Origin of the sequence: Mesorhizobium sp. SP-1A, assembly GCF_032460275.1 — a bacterium.
GTDB lineage: Bacteria > Pseudomonadota > Alphaproteobacteria > Rhizobiales > Rhizobiaceae > Mesorhizobium.
Genome location: NZ_JAVXZD010000003.1, coordinates 641,164 through 660,000 on the forward strand (window position 1 = coordinate 641,164; position 18,837 = coordinate 660,000).

Genomic DNA, 18,837 nt, shown 5'->3' on the forward strand with positions numbered 1-18,837 from the left:
GGCAAGGGACATTGAAGGAGAGGACTGCCATGAATGCAAAAAGGACGATTGCCGCCGCGGCGGCACTGCTCACGCTGGCGCTCGCCGGCTGCGCCCAGACCGAACAGCAGCAGCGGACCGGCACCGGCGCGCTGATCGGCGGTGCCGGCGGCGCGCTCGTCGGCCAGGCCATCGGCCACGACACCAAGAGCACGCTGATCGGCGCCGCCGCAGGCACGCTGCTGGGTGCTGCCGTGGGCTCGGCCAGTTCGCCGCAGCAGCAGCCGCGCGGCGACGAGATGTGCCGTTATCGCGACCGCTACGGCCGCATCTACACCGCGCCTTGCGACGACCGCTACTACAACGGCGACTATTGATCCCGGTCGGGCGGGGCTTCGGCCCTGCCTGCCGTCAAATCGCCGGGCCGGACTGCCCGTACGGTCTCCACGGCTTGAACAAGCCGCGCGGGCGGTCCACAATGATCGTACAAGCCTGAACAGGATTGCGATCATGACCGGCAGGAAATGGGCCTTCGAGGACTTCGAAGAGGGCGCCTCGCTCGACCTCGGCACCAAGCATGTCACGGCCGCGGAGATCGTGGAATTCGCGTCCGAATTCGACCCGCAGCCCATGCATCTCGACGCCGCGGCGGGCAGAGAGAGCATACTCGGCGGCCTTTCGGCCTCGGGTTGGCACACCTGCGCCATGTTCATGCGCATGCTGTGCGACGCCTTCCTGCTGAACTCCACTTCGCAGGGTGCGCCGGGCGTCGATCAGGTCCGCTGGAAAAAGCCTGTGCTTGCCGGCGATACGCTGACCGGCCGCTGCACCGTGGTCGGCAAGCGCCTGTCCCGATCCAAGCCCCGGCTCGGCTTCGTCACCATCCATTCGGAACTGTTCAACCAGCGCGGCGAAACCGTTTTCGAACTGGACAACACGGCCATGTTCCTGACCCGCGAGGGTGCCGGCGCATGACCCTGGACGAATATTTCGGCATCGGCGTCGCCGTCACGCTGGGCTCGCACACATTCGAGGCGGAGGCGATCAAGGCCTTCGCGGCGAATTACGATCCCCAGCCCTTCCATCTCGACGAGGCAGCCGCCGCCCGCAGCGTGCTCGGCGGCCTGTGCGCTTCCGGCTGGCACACGGCCGCCACCTGGATGAAATACAATCTCGCCGTGCGCTCGCCGCCGGGCGTGCGCTGGAACGGGCCCGGTCCCGAGCCGGAATACGGCCCCTCGCCCGGGTTCAGGAACCTGAAATGGCTGAAGCCGGTGCATGCCGGCGAGACCGTCACCTTCACGCGCACGGCGCTTGCCCATCGGCCGGTCTCGTCCCGCCCGGGCTGGCGCATGCTGACCGTGCGCGCCGACGGTACCGATAGCACCGGCGACAAGGTGATCGAGTTCGAAAGCGCCGTTCTGGTCAGGACCGGATAAGCAAAGCCGCTCCGGCCTCAGTGACCTTCGAAGCCGATGAGGGTGCGTACCGGCACCCCCAGCGCTTCGAGCTTCGCCCGGCCGCCGAGATCGGGCAGATCGATGACGAAGCAGGCGGCGACGATATCGGCGCCGATCTGGCTGAGCAGCTTGACCGCGGCCTCCGCCGTGCCGCCGGTGGCGATCAGGTCGTCCACCAGGATGACCTTCTCCCCCGGCGCGACGCCGTCGCGATGCATTTCCATCTCGTCCACGCCATATTCGAGGCTGTAGGCCACGCGCACCGTGTCGTGGGGCAGCTTGCCTTTCTTGCGGATCGGCACGAAGCCGGCCGAAAGCTGGTGGGCGATCGCGCCGCCCAGGATGAAGCCGCGCGCCTCTATGCCGGCGATCTTGTCGATCTTCTGTCCGGCGTAAGGATGCACCAGTTCGTCGATCGCACGGCGAAAGGCCTGCGCATTGCCGAGCAGCGTGGTGATGTCGCGGAACATGACGCCGGGCCTCGGATAATCCGGGATCGTGCGGATCGAAGACAGCAGCGTGTTCTCGAGAGAAGAAGAAATCATGGGGGGTCCGTTTCCTGTCGCCCCATCGATAGAGGCTGGAAACGACAAAGAAAAGCAGGAAGCCGTCGAGACCGGCCCGCTTTTTTCACTTCGCGGTCATCGGCGACGCACGGCAGGCGCGGCAGGGATCCGTTGCGTGTTCTACGTCCTCGAGGCGTCCGCCTCGAGCGCCCGCTCGTCGTCGGCCGCCGGTGCCGCCTTCAACGCGACGGCGACGATGCCCGCCGCCACCATGAAGGCCCCGACCACCCACAGGCCCGCCTTCGGTGTGCCCGTCAGGTCGGTCAGCCAGCCGGTCACGTAGGGGCCGACGAAGCCGGCCAGATTGCCGAGCGAGTTGATCAGCGCAATGCCGCCGGCCGCCGCCGCCCCGGTCAGGAAGGTGGTGGGCAGCGGCCAGAAGGCCGGCAGCGCCGAGCAGATGCCCATGGCGCAGATCGTCACCGCGATCATGGTGGTGAAGGGCGATTCCATGTAGAGCGCCACCGGGATGGCCAGGCCGCCGACGATTGCGGGGATGGCCACATGCCACACCCGTTCGCGCGTGCGGTCGCCGTGACGCGCCCAGAAATACATGGCCACGGCGCCGAACAGATAGGGTATGGCGACGATGAAACCCTGCTCGAGCACGGAATAATTGGTGTCGAAGGCCTGCTGGAAGCCGGCGATGATGGTGGGCAGGAAGAAGCCCACCGCGTAGAGCCCGTAGACGATGCCGAAATAGACGAAGGCGAGCGCCAGTATGCGCGGCCGGGTCAGCGCCTTGCGCAACGGGTAATGGTAGCGTTGGCCGGTTTGCGCGTGCTCCATGTCCATTTCCTTCTGCAGCCAGGCGCGCTCGCCCTGCTCCAGCCATGCCGCGTCCTGCGGCCGGTCGGTGAGATAGAACCAGCAGGCGATGCCGATCAGGATCGCCGGCAGGCCTTCGACCAGGAACATGAAGCGCCAGCCGTCCAGCCCGAACAGCACTCCGTGCCCCGCCTGGATCAGCCAGGCCGACAGCGGCGCGCCGAACACGGATGACAGCGGTATAGCGACCATGAACAGCGCCACCGCCCTTGCCCGCTCGCGCTTGGGGAACCAGAAGGTGAGATAGAGGATGATGCCGGGGAAGAAGCCGGCCTCGGCGATGCCGAGCAGGAAGCGCAGGCCGTACATCGTCGCAGCGTTGGGCACGAAAGCCATCAGCGACGCGACGATGCCCCAGCTCACCATGATGCGCGCGATCCAGCGCCGCGCCCCGACCTTGTGCAGCATCAGGTTGCTCGGCACTTCGAGCAGCAGGTAGCCGATGAAGAAGATGCCCGAAGCGAGGCCGAACGCGGCCTTGTCGAAGCCCAGCGCGTCGTTCATGCCGTGCGGCGCGGCGAAGCCGATATTGGTGCGGTCGAGATAGTTAATGAAATACAGCAGCCCGAGGAAGGGCGACAGCCGCCACGCGACCTTGCGGATGACGCGTTCGCGCATGGCGTCATCGTCCCCGGAACGAGATGGGCCGCCCGAACCGGATGGGCTGCCGGACCGAGATGCAGCGGCCATGATCCGTCCTCCTGCTTTCCCGCGCAGATCGATGTCGACCCCACCCTGTCACGCTAAGGTGGTAGTGTCCATCATCCGGAAGACGTAGAAGACCCAAGAAAAAGGCGCCCGAAGGCGCCTTTTCGTTCTCGGCTTGGGTACCGGTCAGTGGGCGACGTTGGCCCAGACCTTGCGCTTGGTGAGGTACATCAATGCGCCGAACAGCAGCAGGAAGACCATGACGCGGAAGCCGGTCTTCTTGCGGTCTTCGAGGTGCGGTTCCGCCGCCCACATCAGGAAGGCGGAGACGTCCTGCGAATATTGCTCGACCGTCTGCGGCGCGCCGTCGTCGTAGGTCACCTGCCCGTCCGACAGCGGCGGCGGCATCTTCAGCGACACGCCGGCATCGAAATAGGGATTGTAGTGCGTGCCTTCCGGCACCTGCAGGCCGGCCGGCGGCTGCTCGTTGTAGCCGGTCAGCAGCGAGTGGATGTAGTCGGGACCACCCGTGGCATATTGCGTGAAGATGTCGAAGATGAACTGCGGAAAGCCGCGCTCGATGCCGCGCGCCTTGGCCAGCAGCGACATGTCGGGCGGAGCAGCGCCGCCATTCGACGCCGCGGCCGCCTGCTCGTTCGCGAACGGTGCCGGGAAGTGATCCGACGGGATGCCCGGACGATCGAACATTTCGCCGTCGTCGTTGGGGCCGTCGTGGATCTGGTATCCGGCCGCCAGCGCCTTCACCTGCGCCTCCGAATAGCCGAGGTCTTCCAGCGTGCGGAAGGCCACGAGGTTCATCGAATGGCAGGCCGAGCAGACTTCCTTGTAGACCTTGAGGCCGCGCTGGAGCTGCGCCTTGTCGTAGGTGCCGAACGGACCGGAGAAGCTCCAGCTCATTTCCTTCGGCTTCTTGATCGGGAATTCCGTCGGCGCCGCCGCGTTTCCGCCCTCCTGGGCGAAGGCCGCGGCCCCTGCCAACACGACACCGGCCGCTGCCAGCGAGATGAGAATCTTCTTCATGCTAGGTCCCCTGATTCTCTTTCGCTCAGCCCTTGGTTTCCGGAGCGGCGGTCGCGCCGGCGGGATGCCCGCCTCCGGAGCCCTTGTTCTTCTCCAGCACCGCCTCGGTGATCGAGTTCGGCAACCGCCGTGGCGTCTCGATGAGGCCGAGCACCGGCATCACCACCAGGAAGAAGGCGAAGTAGAACAGGGTGCAGATCTGCGCCATGGCCACGAACGCGCCTTCGGCAGGCTGTGAGCCGAGCCAGCCCAGCAGGATGCAGTCGGCGACGAACAGCCAGAAGAACAGCTTGTACCAGGGCCGGTAGACGGCGGACCGCACCTTGGAGGTGTCGAGCCACGGCACCAGGAACAGCATGACGATGGCGCCGAACATGGCCAGCACGCCGCCGAGCTTGGAGTTGATCGGCCCGATGTTGAAGGTGATGGCGCGCAGGATCGCGTAGAACGGCAGGAAGTACCATTCCGGGACGATGTGCGCCGGCGTCTTCAGCGGGTTGGCGATGGTGTAGTTGTCCGGATGGCCGAGATAGTTCGGGAGGTAGAACACGAAATACGCATAGACCAGCAGGAACACCACCATGCCGAACGCGTCCTTGACGGTGGCGTAGGGCGTGAAGGCGACGGTGTCGGTCTTCGACTTCACCTCGATGCCGGTCGGATTGTTCTGGCCGGTGACGTGCAGCGCCCAGACATGCAGCACCACGACGCCGGCGATCATGAACGGCAGCAGGTAATGCAGCGCGAAGAAGCGGTTCAGCGTCGGATTGTCGACGGCGAAGCCGCCGAGCAGCAGCTGCTGGATCCAGTCGCCGACGAGCGGAATGGCGCTGAAGAAGCCGGTGATGACGGTCGCGCCCCAGAAGCTCATCTGACCCCACGGCAGCACGTAGCCCATGAAGCCGGTCGCCATCATCAACAGGTAGATGATGCAGCCGAGAATCCACAACAGCTCGCGCGGCGCCTTGTACGAACCGTAATAGAGGCCGCGGAAGATGTGCACGTAGACCGCGATGAAGAAGAACGACGCGCCGTTGGCGTGCAGGTAGCGCAGCAACCAACCCTGGTTGACGTCGCGCATGATCTTCTCGACCGAGTTGAAGGCCAGGCCCGTGTCGGACACGTAGTGCATGGCCAGCACGATGCCGGTGAGGATCTGCGCGACCAGCATGATGGAGAGAATGCCGCCGAACGTCCACGCATAGTTGAGGTTGCGCGGAGTGGGATAGGCGATGAATGAATCATAGACCAGCCGCGGCAGCGGCATGCGCGCGTCGAACCAGCGTCCGATACCGGTCTTCGGCGTATAGGTGGAGTGTCCCTCGCTCATGATATGTCCCCCTGCCTCAGCCGACGCGGATCTTGGTATCGGAGATGAACTGGAATGTCGGAACGGGCATGTTCTCCGGGGCCGGCCCATGGCGGATGCGGCCTGCGGTATCGTAGACCGAGCCGTGGCAGGGGCAGAACCAGCCGCCATACTCGCCTTCCTGGCCGAGCGGGATGCAGCCGAGATGCGTGCAGACCTGCACCATCACCAGCCAGGCCTCCTTGCCTGTGGCGGCGCGGTTGGCGTCGGTGGCCGGCGCGTCGGAAGGCAGGTTGGCGTTGCGCGCCATCGGATCCTTGAGATCCTCGAGCTTCACTGCCTCGCCGTCCTTCATTTCCTTCTCGGTGCGGTAGCGCACCACGACGGGCTTGCCGCGCCACTTCACGATCAGCGACGATCCCGGCTGCAGCGACGAAACGTCGACTTCGACGGAGGCCAGCGCCAAGGTCGAGGCGTCCGGGCGCATCTGGTCGATGAACGGCCATGCCGCTGCGGCGGCGCCCACCACGCCGGCCATGCCCGTGGCTATGTAAAGAAAATCACGGCGGTTGGGATCGTGGGTTTCGGTTGCGCTCACGGGTGCCTGGTCCTTTCGCCTCTTCCGTGCCGAAGGTCGAGCCCCTTGTCCCGCTGAGCTGTCCCCGCTCAATCACCCCGGCCCGACAGCGCATGGCGGTCAGGCTAACGAAGTCCTCCGGCATTTCGGAGTTCGGTTTATGCGTGAAGCCTCTTTTTGTCCAGCCGGCTCGATAGATATGGGCAGATTGTCGCGGCGTTTTGCCCAGCGTGGTTCAAAACGGTTACAGCCGCCGCATTTGGTCTGCGGAAATCAGGCTGGCTAGCTCTCCGCATGGCCGGGCGCTAATGCGTTTAATCGAGCGGCTTACCACCTATGATCTAGCCGCGACCCGATGCGGCCGTGTTACGTTAGCTAGATCACATAGCATTTGATCAGCATTCTATCGGTGGGGTTTCGGAATGTCGGCATTGAAGTCGTTGCCGGCCGCCATCCTGTTGGCGGCCTTCACAAGCGCGCCTGCTTTTGCGCTTTCTTCCTGGTTTCCGCCGCACAAGGGCGGTGACGACGACGGGGGCTCGGTGTCGCACTCCGCGCCGGGGCCGGTCATCGGTATCGGCCTGCCCGCGGTCGCGATCGTGGGAGGCTATATCTGGCTGAGGCGCCGCTCGCGCGACAAGACCAGGGACTAGCCCATGTCGCGGCGAGGCGGCTCGGCCTCGCCGCGCACCAACGCGGCCGGAACGATTCCACAAAGCATGGTCCAGTCCGAGAATCGGCGTTATCTTTCCGACATGCTCCAGGCACCGGCATCCGGCGGATGCCAGCCGATCGAGGACCTGCGGAACATGTCCGTCTCCAATCCGGAAGGGACAAATATCCGGGATGGCCACGCGGCCGCGTCGCGTGTGCTGCTGTTCTGCGGCCTGGTGGGGATCGGGTTCGTTAACGGCATCAGCGAGCGGGCCGGGACCGAGATCGGGCGCGACGGCGTGGCCCTCGCGTTGTTCAACACGCTGGGGGTAAGCGCCGTCGTCTGGGCCGCCGGCATCGTCGGCATGGCTTTGCTGTGGCGGACCCGATCTTCGCGCATCACGGCCATGGACGGGGCGGTGAGCCTTTTCGCCGCCGCCTGCTTCCTCGTGCCGGCGCCCTTCTTCAGCTGGTTCGGCATAGCGGCCATCGGGGCCGCCCTTCGCCTCTCGCCCCAATCCGATTCGGTCGCACGCCGGGCCGGCACCGTCTTCCTCGCGCTGACCATACCGGTGTTGTGGGCGCGCATCGTCTTTGCCTCGGCAAGCAACACGATATTAGGTGCGGACGCCAAGCTGATCGGATGGCTTGTGGGCACGCAAAGCCGCGGCAACACCATCGATCTGGCGGATGGCTCGGGCGTCATCTTCCTGGAGCCGGCCTGCTCCTCGCTCACCAATCTCTCGCTCGTCGTCCTGTGCGGCGTCCTGTTCGTGAAGGCTCAGGACCGGCCCTGGTCGAAACGGGCGGTCGCGGCACTCGCCGCCGCCGGCGTGGTGACGGTGCTCATCAACGTCCTGCGCATTTCCCTGATCGGCGTCATGCCCGAGCATTATGACGACATCCACGGCCCGCTCGGCGCCACGCTGGCGGCCTGGGCCACCATCGCCGCCATGCTGGCGATCTTCAGCTACGGGATCGGCATCGGTGAGCAGGGCAGGCCTTAGCCTCGCGCTCGCCCTGCTCCTGGTGCTGAGCATGGGCGTCAAGCTCCGTCTCGGGGCCCCCTCGAATTTCAGCGAGCAATATCCGGGTAGCGACGACATCATCGAGATGCTCTCGAAAAACGGCTTCGAGGTAAGCCGGCCCGCGCCCAACAGCGATCCCTACTGGATAACGGGCAAGCGCGCGGCCTGCCTGCTCCAGATCGCCAACGTCTCGCCGCAGGGCTGGCATCGCGCCGCGGTGGAATGGAAAGCCGCCGGCGCTTCCGTGCTTTATTCCTCGGGAAAGGCCCTTTATCCGGCGCAGCCCATCCTGATGCCGCTGCTGCGCCACTATCTGCGCCGGGCCGAGCGCTATATGGGCATACGGGCTCCTGCCCTGCGCGTACGGGCCATCATCAGCACAGGCACATGCCCGGCCGATCTGATTGCGGCCGCCGATCTCGCCGCACTTTCGGACTGACGTTCCGGCGACGCGCTATTTTGCCCCCAGCCGCACGAGCACCTCGCGCGGGATGGAGAATTCCCGGATCACCGAATCATGACGCCGGAACCCGCACAATTCGCGCTGGATGAACCAGGCGTAGACGGCCTCGGCGGTTTCCGCGAGCAGCCTGCGGCGCTCCGTCTCCTCGCCCGCATGTGCGCGAAGCCGCGCCAGCGCCGTCTCGGCCCTTGCGCCCGCCCTGCCGAGCGCGGACGCTTTCTCGGCCAGGATCTCGTGGCCGAGCGCGTCGAAGAACACTTCCGGCGTCGTGGCGCCGGAATATCCGGAAGGTGGGCGCAGCGACATTCCTCTATCTTTCCCGCTTCTTCTGCCCTTTTGCCCTCATTCCGCGGGCCGCGTTTCTTCCAGCGGGCTTTCCTCATTGAACAGGAAGCCGCCGGACTGCCGCTTCCACAGCCTGGCATAGAGCCCGTCGAGCGCGACCAGCTCGTCATGCGTACCTTGCTCCACGATCCGCCCCCGGTCCAGCACCACCAGCCGGTCGAGCGCGGCGATGGTGGAGAGCCGATGCGCGATGGCGATCACCGTCTTGCCTTCCATCAGCCTGGTGAGATTCTGCTGGATCGCCGCCTCGATGTCGGAATCGAGCGCCGAGGTCGCCTCGTCCAGCACCAGGATCGGCGCATCCTTCAAAAACACGCGGGCGATGGCGATGCGCTGGCGCTGTCCGCCGGACAGTTTCACGCCGCGCTCGCCGACAAAGGCGTCGTATCCCGTGCGGCCCCGGTTGTCCTCCAGCGCTTCGATGAATCCGTTCGCCTCGGCGCGGCGCGCGGCGGCGATCACCTCGGCATCCGTGGCATCCGGCATGCCGAGCCGGATGTTGTCGCGCAGCGAACGATGGAACAGCGAAGTGTCCTGGCTGACCACGCCGATATTGGCGCGCAGGGAGTTCTGCGTAACGGCCGAGACGTCCTGTCCATCTATGGTGATCCTGCCGCCTTCCAGGTCGTAGAGACGCAGGAGCAGGTTGACCAGCGTCGTCTTTCCCGCCCCCGAGGGACCGACCAGCCCGACCTTTTCGCCCGGCCGCACGACCAGGTCGATGCCGTCGAGCACCCCCGCACCCTTGCCGTAGTGGAAGGTGACGTCGCTGAACTGCACGCGCCCGCCGGTGACGACGAGTTCCTTCGCATGCGGCCGGTCGACCAGCCCGAGCGGCTGCGAGATCAGCGCCTTGGAGTTTTCCAGCACGCCGAGGTTCCGCAGGATGCCGTTGAGCTGCATCATCAGCCGGCCGAGCAGCATGTTGAGGCGCAGCACCAGCGACAGCGTGAAGGCGACCGCGCCGACGGTGATCGAATCCTCCAGCCACAGGTAGATCGCAAAACAGCCTATGGCCGTTATCATCACGCCGGACAGGCCAGTCAGCGCCATGCGCACGCCAGTCAGCCGCCGGGTGAAAGGGCGCAATTCGTCGAGATAGATGTCGAAACCGTTGCGGATGTAGCGGTCGTCGCCATCGGCCGCGAACAGCTTCAGCGTCTGCACGTTGGAGTAGGAATCGACGATGCGCCCGTTGATCATCGAGCCCGCCTCGGCGGTCGCCTCCGCGTGCCTGCGGATCGAGGGCAGGTAAAGCCGCGCCAGCAGGCCGAAGGCCGCGATCCACACCATGACCAGCGCGGCGAGCCGCCAGTCCAGTCCCGCCACCAGCGCCAACGTCGTGACCGTATAGACGATCATGAACCACACGACCTCGATGAAGCTTTCCATCAGGTCGCCGGTGGCCTGGCCCGCCTGCCAGACCTTGGTTGCGATCCGGCCGGCAAAATCGCTCTGGAAAAAGCTGTAGGATTGCCGCGAGACGTGCCGGTGCGCCTGCCAGCGCACCAGGCTGAAGAAGCCGGGCACGATGGTCTGCTCTTCCACGAGCGCCGACAGCGCCACCACAACGGTGCGGATGACGAGCACCACGACGGCCATGAACACGAGTTCCCAGCCGGCGGCGTTCCACAGCGCCTGCCAGCTTCGCTCGCCATGCACCTGGTCGAGAATATCGACCAGGCGGCCGACGAAATAGAACAGGCCGGCCTCGACCAGCGGCGCGATGCCGCCGATCACCAGCATGACGAAGAAGGCCAGCTTGGCCTGTCCGACATAGTGCCAGATGAAACCGCCGACCGACGAGGGCGGGCGAAGCTTCGCCGGCTCCCGGAACGGATAGACCCAATTCTCGAACCAGCGGTAGATGGCCTTCATCATTCCGCCGGTTCTTCCTTCAGTTCCAGTTTCATCTTCGCCGCCTGCTCGTGCTGGCCGTCGTCCGGCAGGAAGCCGCCGGATTGCCTCTGCCAGAGCTGTGCGTAAATACCGCCTGCGGCCACCAGTTCCTCATGCGTGCCTTGCTCCACGATACGGCCCTTGTCCATCACCACCAACCGGTCCATCGCTGCGATGGTGGACAGCCGGTGCGCGATGGCGATGACGGTCTTGCCCTGCATCAGCTTGTAGAGGTTCTCCTGGATAGCGGCCTCCACCTCGGAGTCCAGCGCGGAGGTCGCCTCGTCGAGGATAAGGATCGGCGCGTCCTTCAGCATGACCCGGGCAATGGCTATGCGCTGCCGCTGCCCGCCGGACAGTTTGACGCCGCGCTCGCCGACATGGGCGTCGAAGCCCTTGCGGCCCTTCGCGTCGGAAAGCCCGCCGATGAACTCCAGCGCCTCGGCCTGGCGCGCCGCCCGGACCATCATCTCCTCGCTGGCGTCGGGACGGCCATAGAGGATGTTGTCGCGCACCGAGCGGTGCAGCAGCGAGGTGTCCTGCGTGACCATGCCGATATGCCCGTGCAGCGAATCCTGCATAACGGCGGCGATGTCCTGCCCGTCGATCAGGATGTGCCCGCGCTCCAGGTCGTAGAAACGCAGCAAAAGGTTCACCAGCGTGGACTTGCCCGCGCCCGAGCGGCCGACGATGCCGACCTTCTCGCCCGGCTTCACGACCAGCGACAGGTCTTCGATGATGCCCTTGCGCTTGCCGTAATGGAAACCGACACGCTCGAAGCGGATTTCGCCCTTCTCGACGACGATATCCCTGGCGTCCGGCCGGTCCTCGACCAGGCGCGGCATGGAGATCGAGCCGATGCCGTCCTGCACCGTGCCGATGTTCTCGAACAGGGCCGAGACCTCCCACATGATCCACTGCGACATGCCGTAAAGACGCAGCACCAGGCCGACCGCGACGGCGACGGCGCCCACCGTGACCACCTCTTCCAGCCACAGGGCGATCGACAGCCCGCCGACGCTGAGCAGAAGCAGCGAGTTCAGCCCATAGACGACGATGTAGAATTTGCTGATCAGCCGTCCCTGCGCATATGCCGTCTGCATGAACTCGGCCATGCCTTGGCGCGCATAATCGGATTCCCGTCGCCCGTGCGAGAACAGCTTGACCGTCTGGATGTTGGTGTAGCTGTCGACGATGCGGCCGGTCATGACCGAGCGGGCGTCGGCCTGCGCCGCAGAAACGGTGCCGAGGCGCGGGATGAAATAGCGCAGCGCCACCAGATAACCGACGAGCCACAGCGCCATGGGCGCGGCAAGCCGCCAGTCGGAAGATCCGACGATGATCAGGATACCGACGAAATACACCACGACGTAATTCAGCACCTCGGCGAACTTGATCACCGTCTCGCGCACCGCAAGCGCCGTCTGCATCAGCTTGGTGGCGATGCGACCGGCAAACTCGTCCTGGTAGAACGTCATGGACTGCTTGAGCAGATAGCGGTGCACCTGCCAGCGGATGCGCATCGGATAGTTGCCGAACAGGGTCTGGTAGGTGTTCAGCGACGACAGGGCCACCGCCGCAGGCAGCACCACGGCGATGACCAGCCCCATGCCGACAAGCTTCCAGCCCTCGGTCTGGAGGAAGGTGTCGCGGTTCTGCACCGACAGCCAATCCACGATATGGCCGAGGAAGGCGAACATCCACACTTCGATGACCGAGATCAGCGCCGTCAGCAGCGCGGCGATCAATACGAAGGGCCAGGCGGGCTTGGTGAAATACCAGCAGAACGCCAAAAGCGTCTTGGGCGGCTCCACCGGCTCCTCGGAGGGGAACGGGTCGAGCCTTTTTTCAAACCAGCGGAACATCGTTTCGTCTCATGCTTTCGAGGCCGTACTGTCCGGACGCACGCTCGTGCCGCGCATTCGCGCAACACGCTTCTTTCGCCATCCGGAATCAACCGGCTGACGGCCACGTCCAATATAGGTGGTGGGGCGCTTTTCGCCGACAGAAAGGTCAGATGTCTCCTGACGCTCCCCTTCCGGGCGTTTTCGTCCGCCATGCGGCCGGAACAGGTCGAACAGCCGCCGTACCAGCGAAGGCCGGCTGCCGTGCGGCACGACACCGGAGAAATCGACGTCCGGCAGCATGCCGCGGTGCGGCCGGCGCCGCGTCTCGGCAGGAGCGCCCGGGCAAAAGGTTTCGCCGATCAGCAGCGCCCAGGTGGCGACCCTGCGCTCGTGAAGGCCGCGACAACCTGGAATATTGCAGGGGTCGAACATCGGTCCGTCCTCCAGGGAAAAGGCTCGGTGAAAGAAGCGGTCCCCGCGCCCGAGACCGAAAGCATCGGCGGATCGCGGCGACGGCTGCGCGGAAAGGGCTTTGCGCCCCTTGAAGGACTTGGCGGACATTGCAGGATTCCTACGAAAACCGGGTACAGGCTTCGGCGGGAATCGAGTCGAAAGTGCCTAGAAAGTCAGGAAAGCGTCGAACCGACTGCCGCCGTCAGGCGGAAAGTGCCCAATCGGGACGGTGGATATATGCGGTTGTTACGAATCGCATCATCATTATCCGCCTCCGTCGGTTCGAGTTGACAATGGACACGCTATACACGCATTCGCGGCGATTGGCCATACGTAAGGTTGCGAAAGCCGGGAACCGCTTCCCGGCTGTGGCCGATGAGCAACGCCGGGAAGACACCTGATGTCCATGACGAGCGGCCCCCGCATCGCGCTTTACCAGCCCGACATCGCCGGCAATACCGGCACCATCCTGCGTTTCGCCGCCTGCATGGGACTGGCCGTGGACATCATCGAGCCGGCCGGCTTCGACCTGTCCGACCGCAATCTCAAGCGGGCCGGCATGGACTACCTGGAGATGGCGGCCCTCACCCGCCATGTCGATTGGCAGGCCTTCCGGGAACATCTGCACGCGCAGAATCGCAGGCTGATCCTTTTGTCGACCCGCGCCTCCGTGCCCTATACCGGTTTCGCTTTTTCGGATCGCGACACGCTGCTGTTCGGCCGCGAATCGGCCGGCGTGCCGGAAGCGGTTCACGAAGCGGCGGACGCACGGCTCGTCATCCCCATGCAGCCAGGAGCGCGCAGCCTCAACCTTGCCCTGTCCGTCGCCATGGTGGCGGGTGAATCGATCCGCCAGCTTCGGCACGCAACGATTTGAAATGACTCGGTTTCCTGACCGCTCAATCGGCGGCGGGCAGCCGGCGTATGGTGAATTCGATGACGTCCCCCGGCCGCTCGAACCAGCTTTCGATCTCGGTCCAGTAGGCCTGCTTCGGCCAGCGGTCGAACCATTCCTGCGCCTTCAGCCGGGCGTCCCGGCGCGGCAGCACGAAGGTCTCGCGCAGGAAGCCGTCGCGCGGCATGCGACCCTTCTCGGCCCGGCTGCGGTCGAGCTTCCTTTTCAGGCCGTCCAGCGGTGGTCTTGCCGGAGTACGCACGAAAGAACTCCTTGACCCAACTCTTCAAGAGATTAGGGATCGCGCCCGGAAAAGACGAGTCATTTGTCGGGCCGGCCGGCCCGCTACCGGAGACGACATAGTGGAACGTCCAGAAATCCCCGCGGGCCTGCCCGCCGACATCGAGGCGAAAAAGGAAAAGGCGCGGGTCTGGTTCGAAACCTTGCGCGACCGCATCTGCGCCGGCTTCGAGGTCATAGAGGACGAGTTGACCGGCCCGCAGGCGAGCTGGGCGCCCGGGCGCTTCGAAAAGACGCCCTGGCTGCGCGACGACGGCGAAGGCGGCGGTGGCACCATGTCCATGATGCACGGCCGCGTCTTCGAGAAGGTCGGCGTGCACACTTCCACCGTCCACGGCGAATTCTCGCCCGAATTCCGCAAGCAGATGCCGGGCGCGGAGGAAGACCCGCGTTTCTGGGCCAGCGGCATCTCGCTGATCGCCCATCCCTGGAACCCGAACGTCCCGGCCGTGCACATGAACACGCGCATGGTGGTGACGTCGCGGCAATGGTTCGGCGGCGGCGCCGACCTGACCCCCGTGCTCGACCGTCGCCGCACGCAGGACGATCCCGATTCGGTCGCCTTCCATCGCGCCATGCAGTTCGCCTGCGAGAAGAACGCTGCCGTCGCCGACTACGGAAAATACAAGGACTGGTGCGACGAATATTTCTTCCTCGCCCACCGCAACGAGCCGCGCGGCATCGGCGGCATCTTCTTCGACTGGCTGCATTCGCCGGACGAAAAAGGCGGCTGGGACGCCGATTTCGCCTTCGTGCAGGATGTGGGGCGTGCGTTTCTGGTGGTCTACCAGCACCTGTTGCGCGGCAACTTCAACCAGAACTGGACGGACGGCGACCGCGAGGAGCAGCTGATCCGGCGCGGCCGCTATGTCGAGTTCAACCTGCTTTACGACCGCGGCACCATCTTTGGCCTGAAGACAGGCGGCAACGTCGCCTCCATCCTGTCCTCCATGCCGCCGCAGGTAAAATGGCCGTGAGCGCGATGTGAGCCGTATTGCGGTCCAATTCGGCCAATCTGGACGGCCAATATGGCACCGCGCGCGCCGGGATTTTTCTTTTTCGTCTAATAGCCCGACCCCGATCGGCCTTTAGTTTGGGAAACCGGGCCGGGCAGCGCCGGCGGTTTTCTCTCCTGACCGCGACCCGACGCTGCCGGACGGCCCAGGAAACGGGTGTCTCCCACGATGCCCCACTCCAGGAAAACCGATATGCGCAAGCTGATCGTATCTGCCGCAGCGGCCACGCTTCTGGCCTCGGGCACCATGGCGTTCGCCGCCGTCAAGCACACCACCGGCACGGTCAAATCGTATGATGCGGCCACGATGAACCTCACCCTTGACGACGGATCGACCTTCACGCTGTCCAAGACCTTCACCGATCCGGGCCTGAAGGCGGGCGAGAAGGTCAGGGTTTCCTGGGACACGAGCGGCAAGAACAAGGTTGCCGAAACCGTGAAGATCCTGAAGCAATAGCGCTCCCGCACGGACAGCGGAAAGGCGGGGCACCCGGTGTCCCGCCTTTCCGTTCCGGTGCCGCGAACGGGCAGCGCAATTGGGCAACCAAACCCGCGCAAACGTGTTATCGTTCGCATACGACGAGATCAGGATTGGAGGAGTCCGATGAAGGAATTTCATTGCGGATCGCTCGTTCCGGGCTGTGAATGGCACACCCGGGCCGAGGAAGAGGCCGAAGTCATGCGCCGTGCCATCGAGCACATGCGCGAAACGCACGGCGAGACCATCATCCGCGAAACCATGGTCGAAGCCATCCGCTCGCGGATCGAGAAGGCGCGCGACGCGGCCTGAGCCGGCCGCCACGCACCGCGGCCAGCCGCTGCGTTCAATGAAATCCGCGGCGTAATCAAACGGATGAACGGCGAAGGTGAATCTGTCTCGCAGGTTCGCCCGAGGCTGGATGGCCAGTTCAGATGGCCTGGGCGGCGCGTTCGAGAAGCGCGTCGCGGCCGAGCGAGAAGCCCGATCCGATCCATTCCGTCTCAAGCTTCTTGAGCAGCGCGCCGAGTTCTGGCCCGGGCGCGGCGCCCAGCGCGGTCAGGTCCGCTCCCTTCACGGGAAACACCGGCCGCCGCCACTTCTCGGCGTAGCCGAGCAGCCGCGAAAATCCGCCCGCCTGTTCAAGCGCGCCGTCGTCCTGCATCGCCCTGCCGCGCGCCGCGGCCAGCGACAGGCGCAGCCGGTCGGTTATCCCTTGCTGGTCGCCGTGATAGAGCGTCCTCGCCAGCATGCCTTCCGTGTCGGTGGGCTCGACCGGCGGTGTCAGCGCCCAGCGCTGCAGCCGGTTTGCCTCCGCGCTGGACAGCCGCAGCCGCTCGGCCAGCTTGTTCATGCGCGCGGCATCGGGTGGCACGATGGCTTCCAGGCGCAGCAGCGGATCGGCTTTCCAGTCCAGCGCACGCTCCGTCCCGGCCAGGGAATGGATGGCGTCGATGCCCCATTTCTCGCTCTCGGGCAGCACGCGCGAAAGCACCCCGGCCTGCCGCATCCATAACAGCGCCCGTGACGGGTCCGGCGCCGAAAGCAGCTTCTTCAGTTCCGACCAGACCCGCTCGGCCGACAGGCGGTCGAGGCCTTCCTTCAGCCGCGCGCAGGCTTTCAGCCCCTCGGCGTCGGGCCGCCCGTCGCCATACCAGGCAAAGAAGCGGAAGAAGCGCAGGATGCGCAAATAGTCCTCGCGGATGCGGGCTTCGGCGTCACCGATGAAGCGCAGCCGTCGCACCTCGATGTCGGCGATGCCGCCCACCAGATCGACCACCGTGCCGTCGGCCTCGGCATAGAGCGCGTTGATGGTGAAGTCGCGGCGCTCGGCGTCCGTCTTCCAGTCGCGCCCGAACGAAACCTTGGCCCGGCGGCCGTCCGTCTCGATATCGGCGCGCAGCGTCGTCACCTCAAACGGCTTGCCGGCCGCAACCACGGTGATCGTGCCATGCGCGATGCCGGTCGGGATGGACTTGAACCCGGCCGACTCCGCGCGTCGCATGGTCTCTTCCGGCTGCGTCGTGGTGGCGATGTCGACATCGGCGACCGGCTGGTTCATCAGCGCGTTGCGCACGGCCCCGCCGGCGATGCGCGCCTTGTCGCCATGGCCGGACAGCACGGCGAGAAGGCGCTGGAGGTTCTTGTCGCGCAGCCACGGCGCGCGCCCGGCTATGGAAACCGCCTCGCTCATGCGTAGAGCCTTTCATAGAGCGTGCGGATGATGCCGGCCGTCACGCCCCATATGCGCTGGCCGCCATAGGGCATCTCGTAGAAGAACCATTCGAGATCGTTCCAGAAGCGGCTGCCGCGCCGATGGTTGGCGGGATCCATCAGGTAGGAAAGCGGCACTTCGAAGGCCGCGTCCACCTCGTCCGGGTTGAGCGTCAGGTGAAAGCCCGGCTTCACGACGGAAAGCACAGGCGCGATGCGGTAGCCGGTGCCCGACACATAGTCCGGCATGCGCCCGACCAGATCGATGAAAGCAGCGTCCAGGCCTATCTCCTCGGCCGTCTCGCGCAGCGCCGTCGCCTCCGGAGAGGCGTCTTCCGCATCGATCCGGCCGCCGGGGAAGGCCACCTGCCCCGTGTGGCTGCGCAACGTCTCGGCGCGCTTGGTCAGCAACATGGTCGCTTCCGAACCGTGGTCCACGACCGGGATCAGCACCGCGGCGTCGCGCAGCGGCTGCGTGAAATTCAACCGTGGATGGCCCGGATTAAAACGGTGGTCCCCAAAATCCTCGTCCGGACGGATATCCGGTTGCGCGGCGATCCGCGCGCGGAAATCCGCGGCGGAAAAGGCGGCGGGCGCTATCCGGTCCATCACCCGCCCAGTCTCCTGAGCTGCTCGGCCGGCATGATCGGGAACACCGCGCCGCGCGAGCGCAGGGCGAACATGGCTTTGCCGTCCAGGACGATCTCCTCGCCATGCCCGACAAGTTCGTACATGACGGGCCGCGCCACCAGCGCTTCCAGCCGGCCCCGCACCAGGAGATAGGGCTTGAGGCCGCCGGTGCCGTCCTCGTCCACGAAGCGCAGCGGATGGTCCGGCCCCGCCTCGACCACATCGCCGACATTGGTGCGGAAGGTGACGACCTGCCCGTCGCCGGTGCCGGAAACGTTCATTTCCACCGCGACGAAAGGCGCATCGACCACGCGGATGCCTACCCTTTCGACCGGCGTGACCAGATAGGTCCTGCCGTCCGCATCCTTGCGCAGCACGGTGGAGAAAAGCTGCACCAGCGGCATGCGGCCGATCGGCGTGCCCAGATAGAACCAGGTGCCGTCCTGTCGGATCTCCATGTCGATGTCGCCGCAGAAGGGCGGATTCCAGCGCTCCACCGGCGGCAGGCCCTTGCCGGCGCGGGCCGCGCGGGCCACAAGGGCTTCCAGTCCGCCGGTATCGCCGGCGGCGGCAAGGCCTTCTTTGGCGGCGTTTTCGGGGTTGCGCTGATCGGTCATGGCCACGAAATAGTCACTGTTGACGCGCTTGTCAGCCGGGTTACGTGATTTAAGTTTGATAAGGCCCAGGCGCCGGGACGAGTCGCGGCGGA

General features: G+C 65.3%; 23 protein-coding genes. 10 read left to right on the forward strand and 13 right to left on the reverse strand.

The annotated features are described in order from the left end of the window. Positions 1–29 precede the first annotated feature (29 nt). From QU595_RS18080 to QU595_RS18090, 3 genes are all read left to right on the forward strand, one after another. Positions 30–356 carry a YMGG-like glycine zipper-containing protein gene (locus QU595_RS18080; protein WP_315924407.1) on the forward strand — a complete coding sequence of 109 codons (327 nt, stop codon included), beginning with the start codon at positions 30–32 and terminating at the stop codon, positions 354–356. Between the two features lie 133 nt (positions 357–489). After that, a complete protein-coding gene (locus tag QU595_RS18085) occupies positions 490–954 on the forward strand; it encodes a MaoC family dehydratase (RefSeq protein WP_315924409.1) in 465 nt (154 codons plus the stop codon). Further along, positions 951–1,418 carry a MaoC family dehydratase gene (locus QU595_RS18090; protein ID WP_315924411.1) on the forward strand — a complete coding sequence of 156 codons (468 nt, stop codon included), beginning with the start codon at positions 951–953 and terminating at the stop codon, positions 1,416–1,418. Before QU595_RS18085 ends, QU595_RS18090 begins: the two co-directional genes overlap by 4 nt. Before the next feature lie 17 nt (positions 1,419–1,435). Here the strand turns inward: QU595_RS18090 and QU595_RS18095 are convergent, their stop codons facing one another. The 5 genes from QU595_RS18095 to petA all read right to left on the reverse strand — a co-directional run bounded on the left by QU595_RS18095 (position 1,436) and on the right by petA (position 6,429). After that, positions 1,436–1,981, reverse strand: coding sequence for an adenine phosphoribosyltransferase (locus QU595_RS18095; RefSeq protein ID WP_315924531.1), 546 nt, complete (start codon positions 1,979–1,981; stop codon positions 1,436–1,438). A 144-nt stretch (positions 1,982–2,125) separates the two neighbouring features. Further along, positions 2,126–3,523, reverse strand: coding sequence for an MFS transporter (locus QU595_RS18100; protein WP_315924413.1), 1,398 nt, complete (start codon positions 3,521–3,523; stop codon positions 2,126–2,128). Between the two features lie 144 nt (positions 3,524–3,667). Next, positions 3,668–4,522 (reverse strand): cytochrome c1, encoded by an 855-nt coding sequence (locus QU595_RS18105; RefSeq protein ID WP_315924415.1) that lies wholly within the window; start codon positions 4,520–4,522, stop codon positions 3,668–3,670. 25 nt (positions 4,523–4,547) lie between these two features. Beyond that, positions 4,548–5,852 (reverse strand): cytochrome b, encoded by a 1,305-nt coding sequence (locus QU595_RS18110; RefSeq protein WP_315924417.1) that lies wholly within the window; start codon positions 5,850–5,852, stop codon positions 4,548–4,550. Between the two features lie 16 nt (positions 5,853–5,868). After that, positions 5,869–6,429, reverse strand: coding sequence for a ubiquinol-cytochrome c reductase iron-sulfur subunit (gene petA, locus QU595_RS18115; RefSeq protein ID WP_315924419.1), 561 nt, complete (start codon positions 6,427–6,429; stop codon positions 5,869–5,871). Between the two features lie 401 nt (positions 6,430–6,830). Here petA and QU595_RS18120 point away from each other — a divergent pair, with 401 nt between their 5' ends. The 3 genes from QU595_RS18120 to QU595_RS18130 are packed head-to-tail and all read left to right on the forward strand — an operon-like array spanning position 6,831 to position 8,529. Next, positions 6,831–7,061: a hypothetical protein gene (locus QU595_RS18120; protein ID WP_315924421.1), complete on the forward strand. Its 231-nt coding sequence runs from the start codon at positions 6,831–6,833 to the stop codon at positions 7,059–7,061. 3 nt (positions 7,062–7,064) lie between these two features. Further along, on the forward strand, positions 7,065–8,069 hold the full coding sequence (locus tag QU595_RS18125) for an archaeosortase/exosortase family protein (protein ID WP_315924423.1): 1,005 nt from the start codon (positions 7,065–7,067) through the stop codon (positions 8,067–8,069). Continuing rightward, positions 8,050–8,529, forward strand: a complete 480-nt coding sequence (locus QU595_RS18130; protein WP_315924425.1) for a hypothetical protein — start codon at positions 8,050–8,052, stop codon at positions 8,527–8,529. The genes QU595_RS18125 and QU595_RS18130 overlap by 20 nt, the downstream gene beginning before the upstream one ends. 15 nt (positions 8,530–8,544) lie before the next feature. Here the strand turns inward: QU595_RS18130 and QU595_RS18135 are convergent, their stop codons facing one another. From QU595_RS18135 to QU595_RS18150, 4 genes are read right to left on the reverse strand one after another with little or no spacing between them, the layout of a single operon-like run. Further along, positions 8,545–8,859 (reverse strand): DUF6665 family protein, encoded by a 315-nt coding sequence (locus tag QU595_RS18135; RefSeq protein ID WP_315924427.1) that lies wholly within the window; start codon positions 8,857–8,859, stop codon positions 8,545–8,547. A gap of 36 nt (positions 8,860–8,895) precedes the next feature. Further along, positions 8,896–10,779, reverse strand: a complete 1,884-nt coding sequence (locus QU595_RS18140) for an ABC transporter ATP-binding protein (RefSeq protein WP_315924429.1) — start codon at positions 10,777–10,779, stop codon at positions 8,896–8,898. Further along, positions 10,776–12,662, reverse strand: a complete 1,887-nt coding sequence (locus tag QU595_RS18145; protein WP_315924431.1) for an ABC transporter ATP-binding protein — start codon at positions 12,660–12,662, stop codon at positions 10,776–10,778. The genes QU595_RS18140 and QU595_RS18145 overlap by 4 nt, the downstream gene beginning before the upstream one ends. A 9-nt stretch (positions 12,663–12,671) precedes the next feature. After that, the gene (locus tag QU595_RS18150; RefSeq protein WP_315924433.1) at positions 12,672–13,205 is read right to left on the reverse strand and encodes a hypothetical protein; all 534 of its coding nucleotides are present in this window, start codon (positions 13,203–13,205) and stop codon (positions 12,672–12,674) included. A 298-nt stretch (positions 13,206–13,503) separates the two neighbouring features. Between QU595_RS18150 and QU595_RS18155 the strand changes: the two genes are divergently transcribed. Further along, positions 13,504–13,974: a tRNA (cytidine(34)-2'-O)-methyltransferase gene (locus tag QU595_RS18155; RefSeq protein ID WP_315924533.1), complete on the forward strand. Its 471-nt coding sequence runs from the start codon at positions 13,504–13,506 to the stop codon at positions 13,972–13,974. 22 nt (positions 13,975–13,996) lie between these two features. Here QU595_RS18155 and QU595_RS18160 read toward each other — a convergent pair whose 3' ends face one another. After that, positions 13,997–14,254, reverse strand: coding sequence for a hypothetical protein (locus QU595_RS18160; protein WP_315924434.1), 258 nt, complete (start codon positions 14,252–14,254; stop codon positions 13,997–13,999). A 100-nt stretch (positions 14,255–14,354) separates the two neighbouring features. Here QU595_RS18160 and hemF point away from each other — a divergent pair, with 100 nt between their 5' ends. From hemF to QU595_RS18175, 3 genes are all read left to right on the forward strand, one after another. Beyond that, positions 14,355–15,269 carry an oxygen-dependent coproporphyrinogen oxidase gene (gene hemF / locus QU595_RS18165; protein WP_315924436.1) on the forward strand — a complete coding sequence of 305 codons (915 nt, stop codon included), beginning with the start codon at positions 14,355–14,357 and terminating at the stop codon, positions 15,267–15,269. A 231-nt stretch (positions 15,270–15,500) separates the two neighbouring features. Next, positions 15,501–15,764 (forward strand): DUF1344 domain-containing protein, encoded by a 264-nt coding sequence (locus QU595_RS18170; RefSeq protein ID WP_315924438.1) that lies wholly within the window; start codon positions 15,501–15,503, stop codon positions 15,762–15,764. A 147-nt stretch (positions 15,765–15,911) separates the two neighbouring features. Then, positions 15,912–16,097 carry a DUF1059 domain-containing protein gene (locus tag QU595_RS18175; protein WP_315924440.1) on the forward strand — a complete coding sequence of 62 codons (186 nt, stop codon included), beginning with the start codon at positions 15,912–15,914 and terminating at the stop codon, positions 16,095–16,097. 118 nt (positions 16,098–16,215) lie between these two features. On the opposite strand, the gene QU595_RS18180 is transcribed toward QU595_RS18175, so the two are convergent. From QU595_RS18180 to QU595_RS18190, 3 genes are read right to left on the reverse strand one after another with little or no spacing between them, the layout of a single operon-like run. Beyond that, positions 16,216–17,478: a CCA tRNA nucleotidyltransferase gene (locus QU595_RS18180; RefSeq protein WP_315924442.1), complete on the reverse strand. Its 1,263-nt coding sequence runs from the start codon at positions 17,476–17,478 to the stop codon at positions 16,216–16,218. Beyond that, entirely contained in the window at positions 17,475–18,107 is a 633-nt protein-coding gene (locus QU595_RS18185) for a CoA pyrophosphatase (RefSeq protein ID WP_315924444.1), read from the reverse strand. The genes QU595_RS18180 and QU595_RS18185 overlap by 4 nt, the downstream gene beginning before the upstream one ends. After that, entirely contained in the window at positions 18,107–18,745 is a 639-nt protein-coding gene (locus QU595_RS18190) for a DUF1285 domain-containing protein (RefSeq protein WP_315924535.1), read from the reverse strand. The genes QU595_RS18185 and QU595_RS18190 overlap by 1 nt, the downstream gene beginning before the upstream one ends. Positions 18,746–18,837 lie beyond the last annotated feature (92 nt).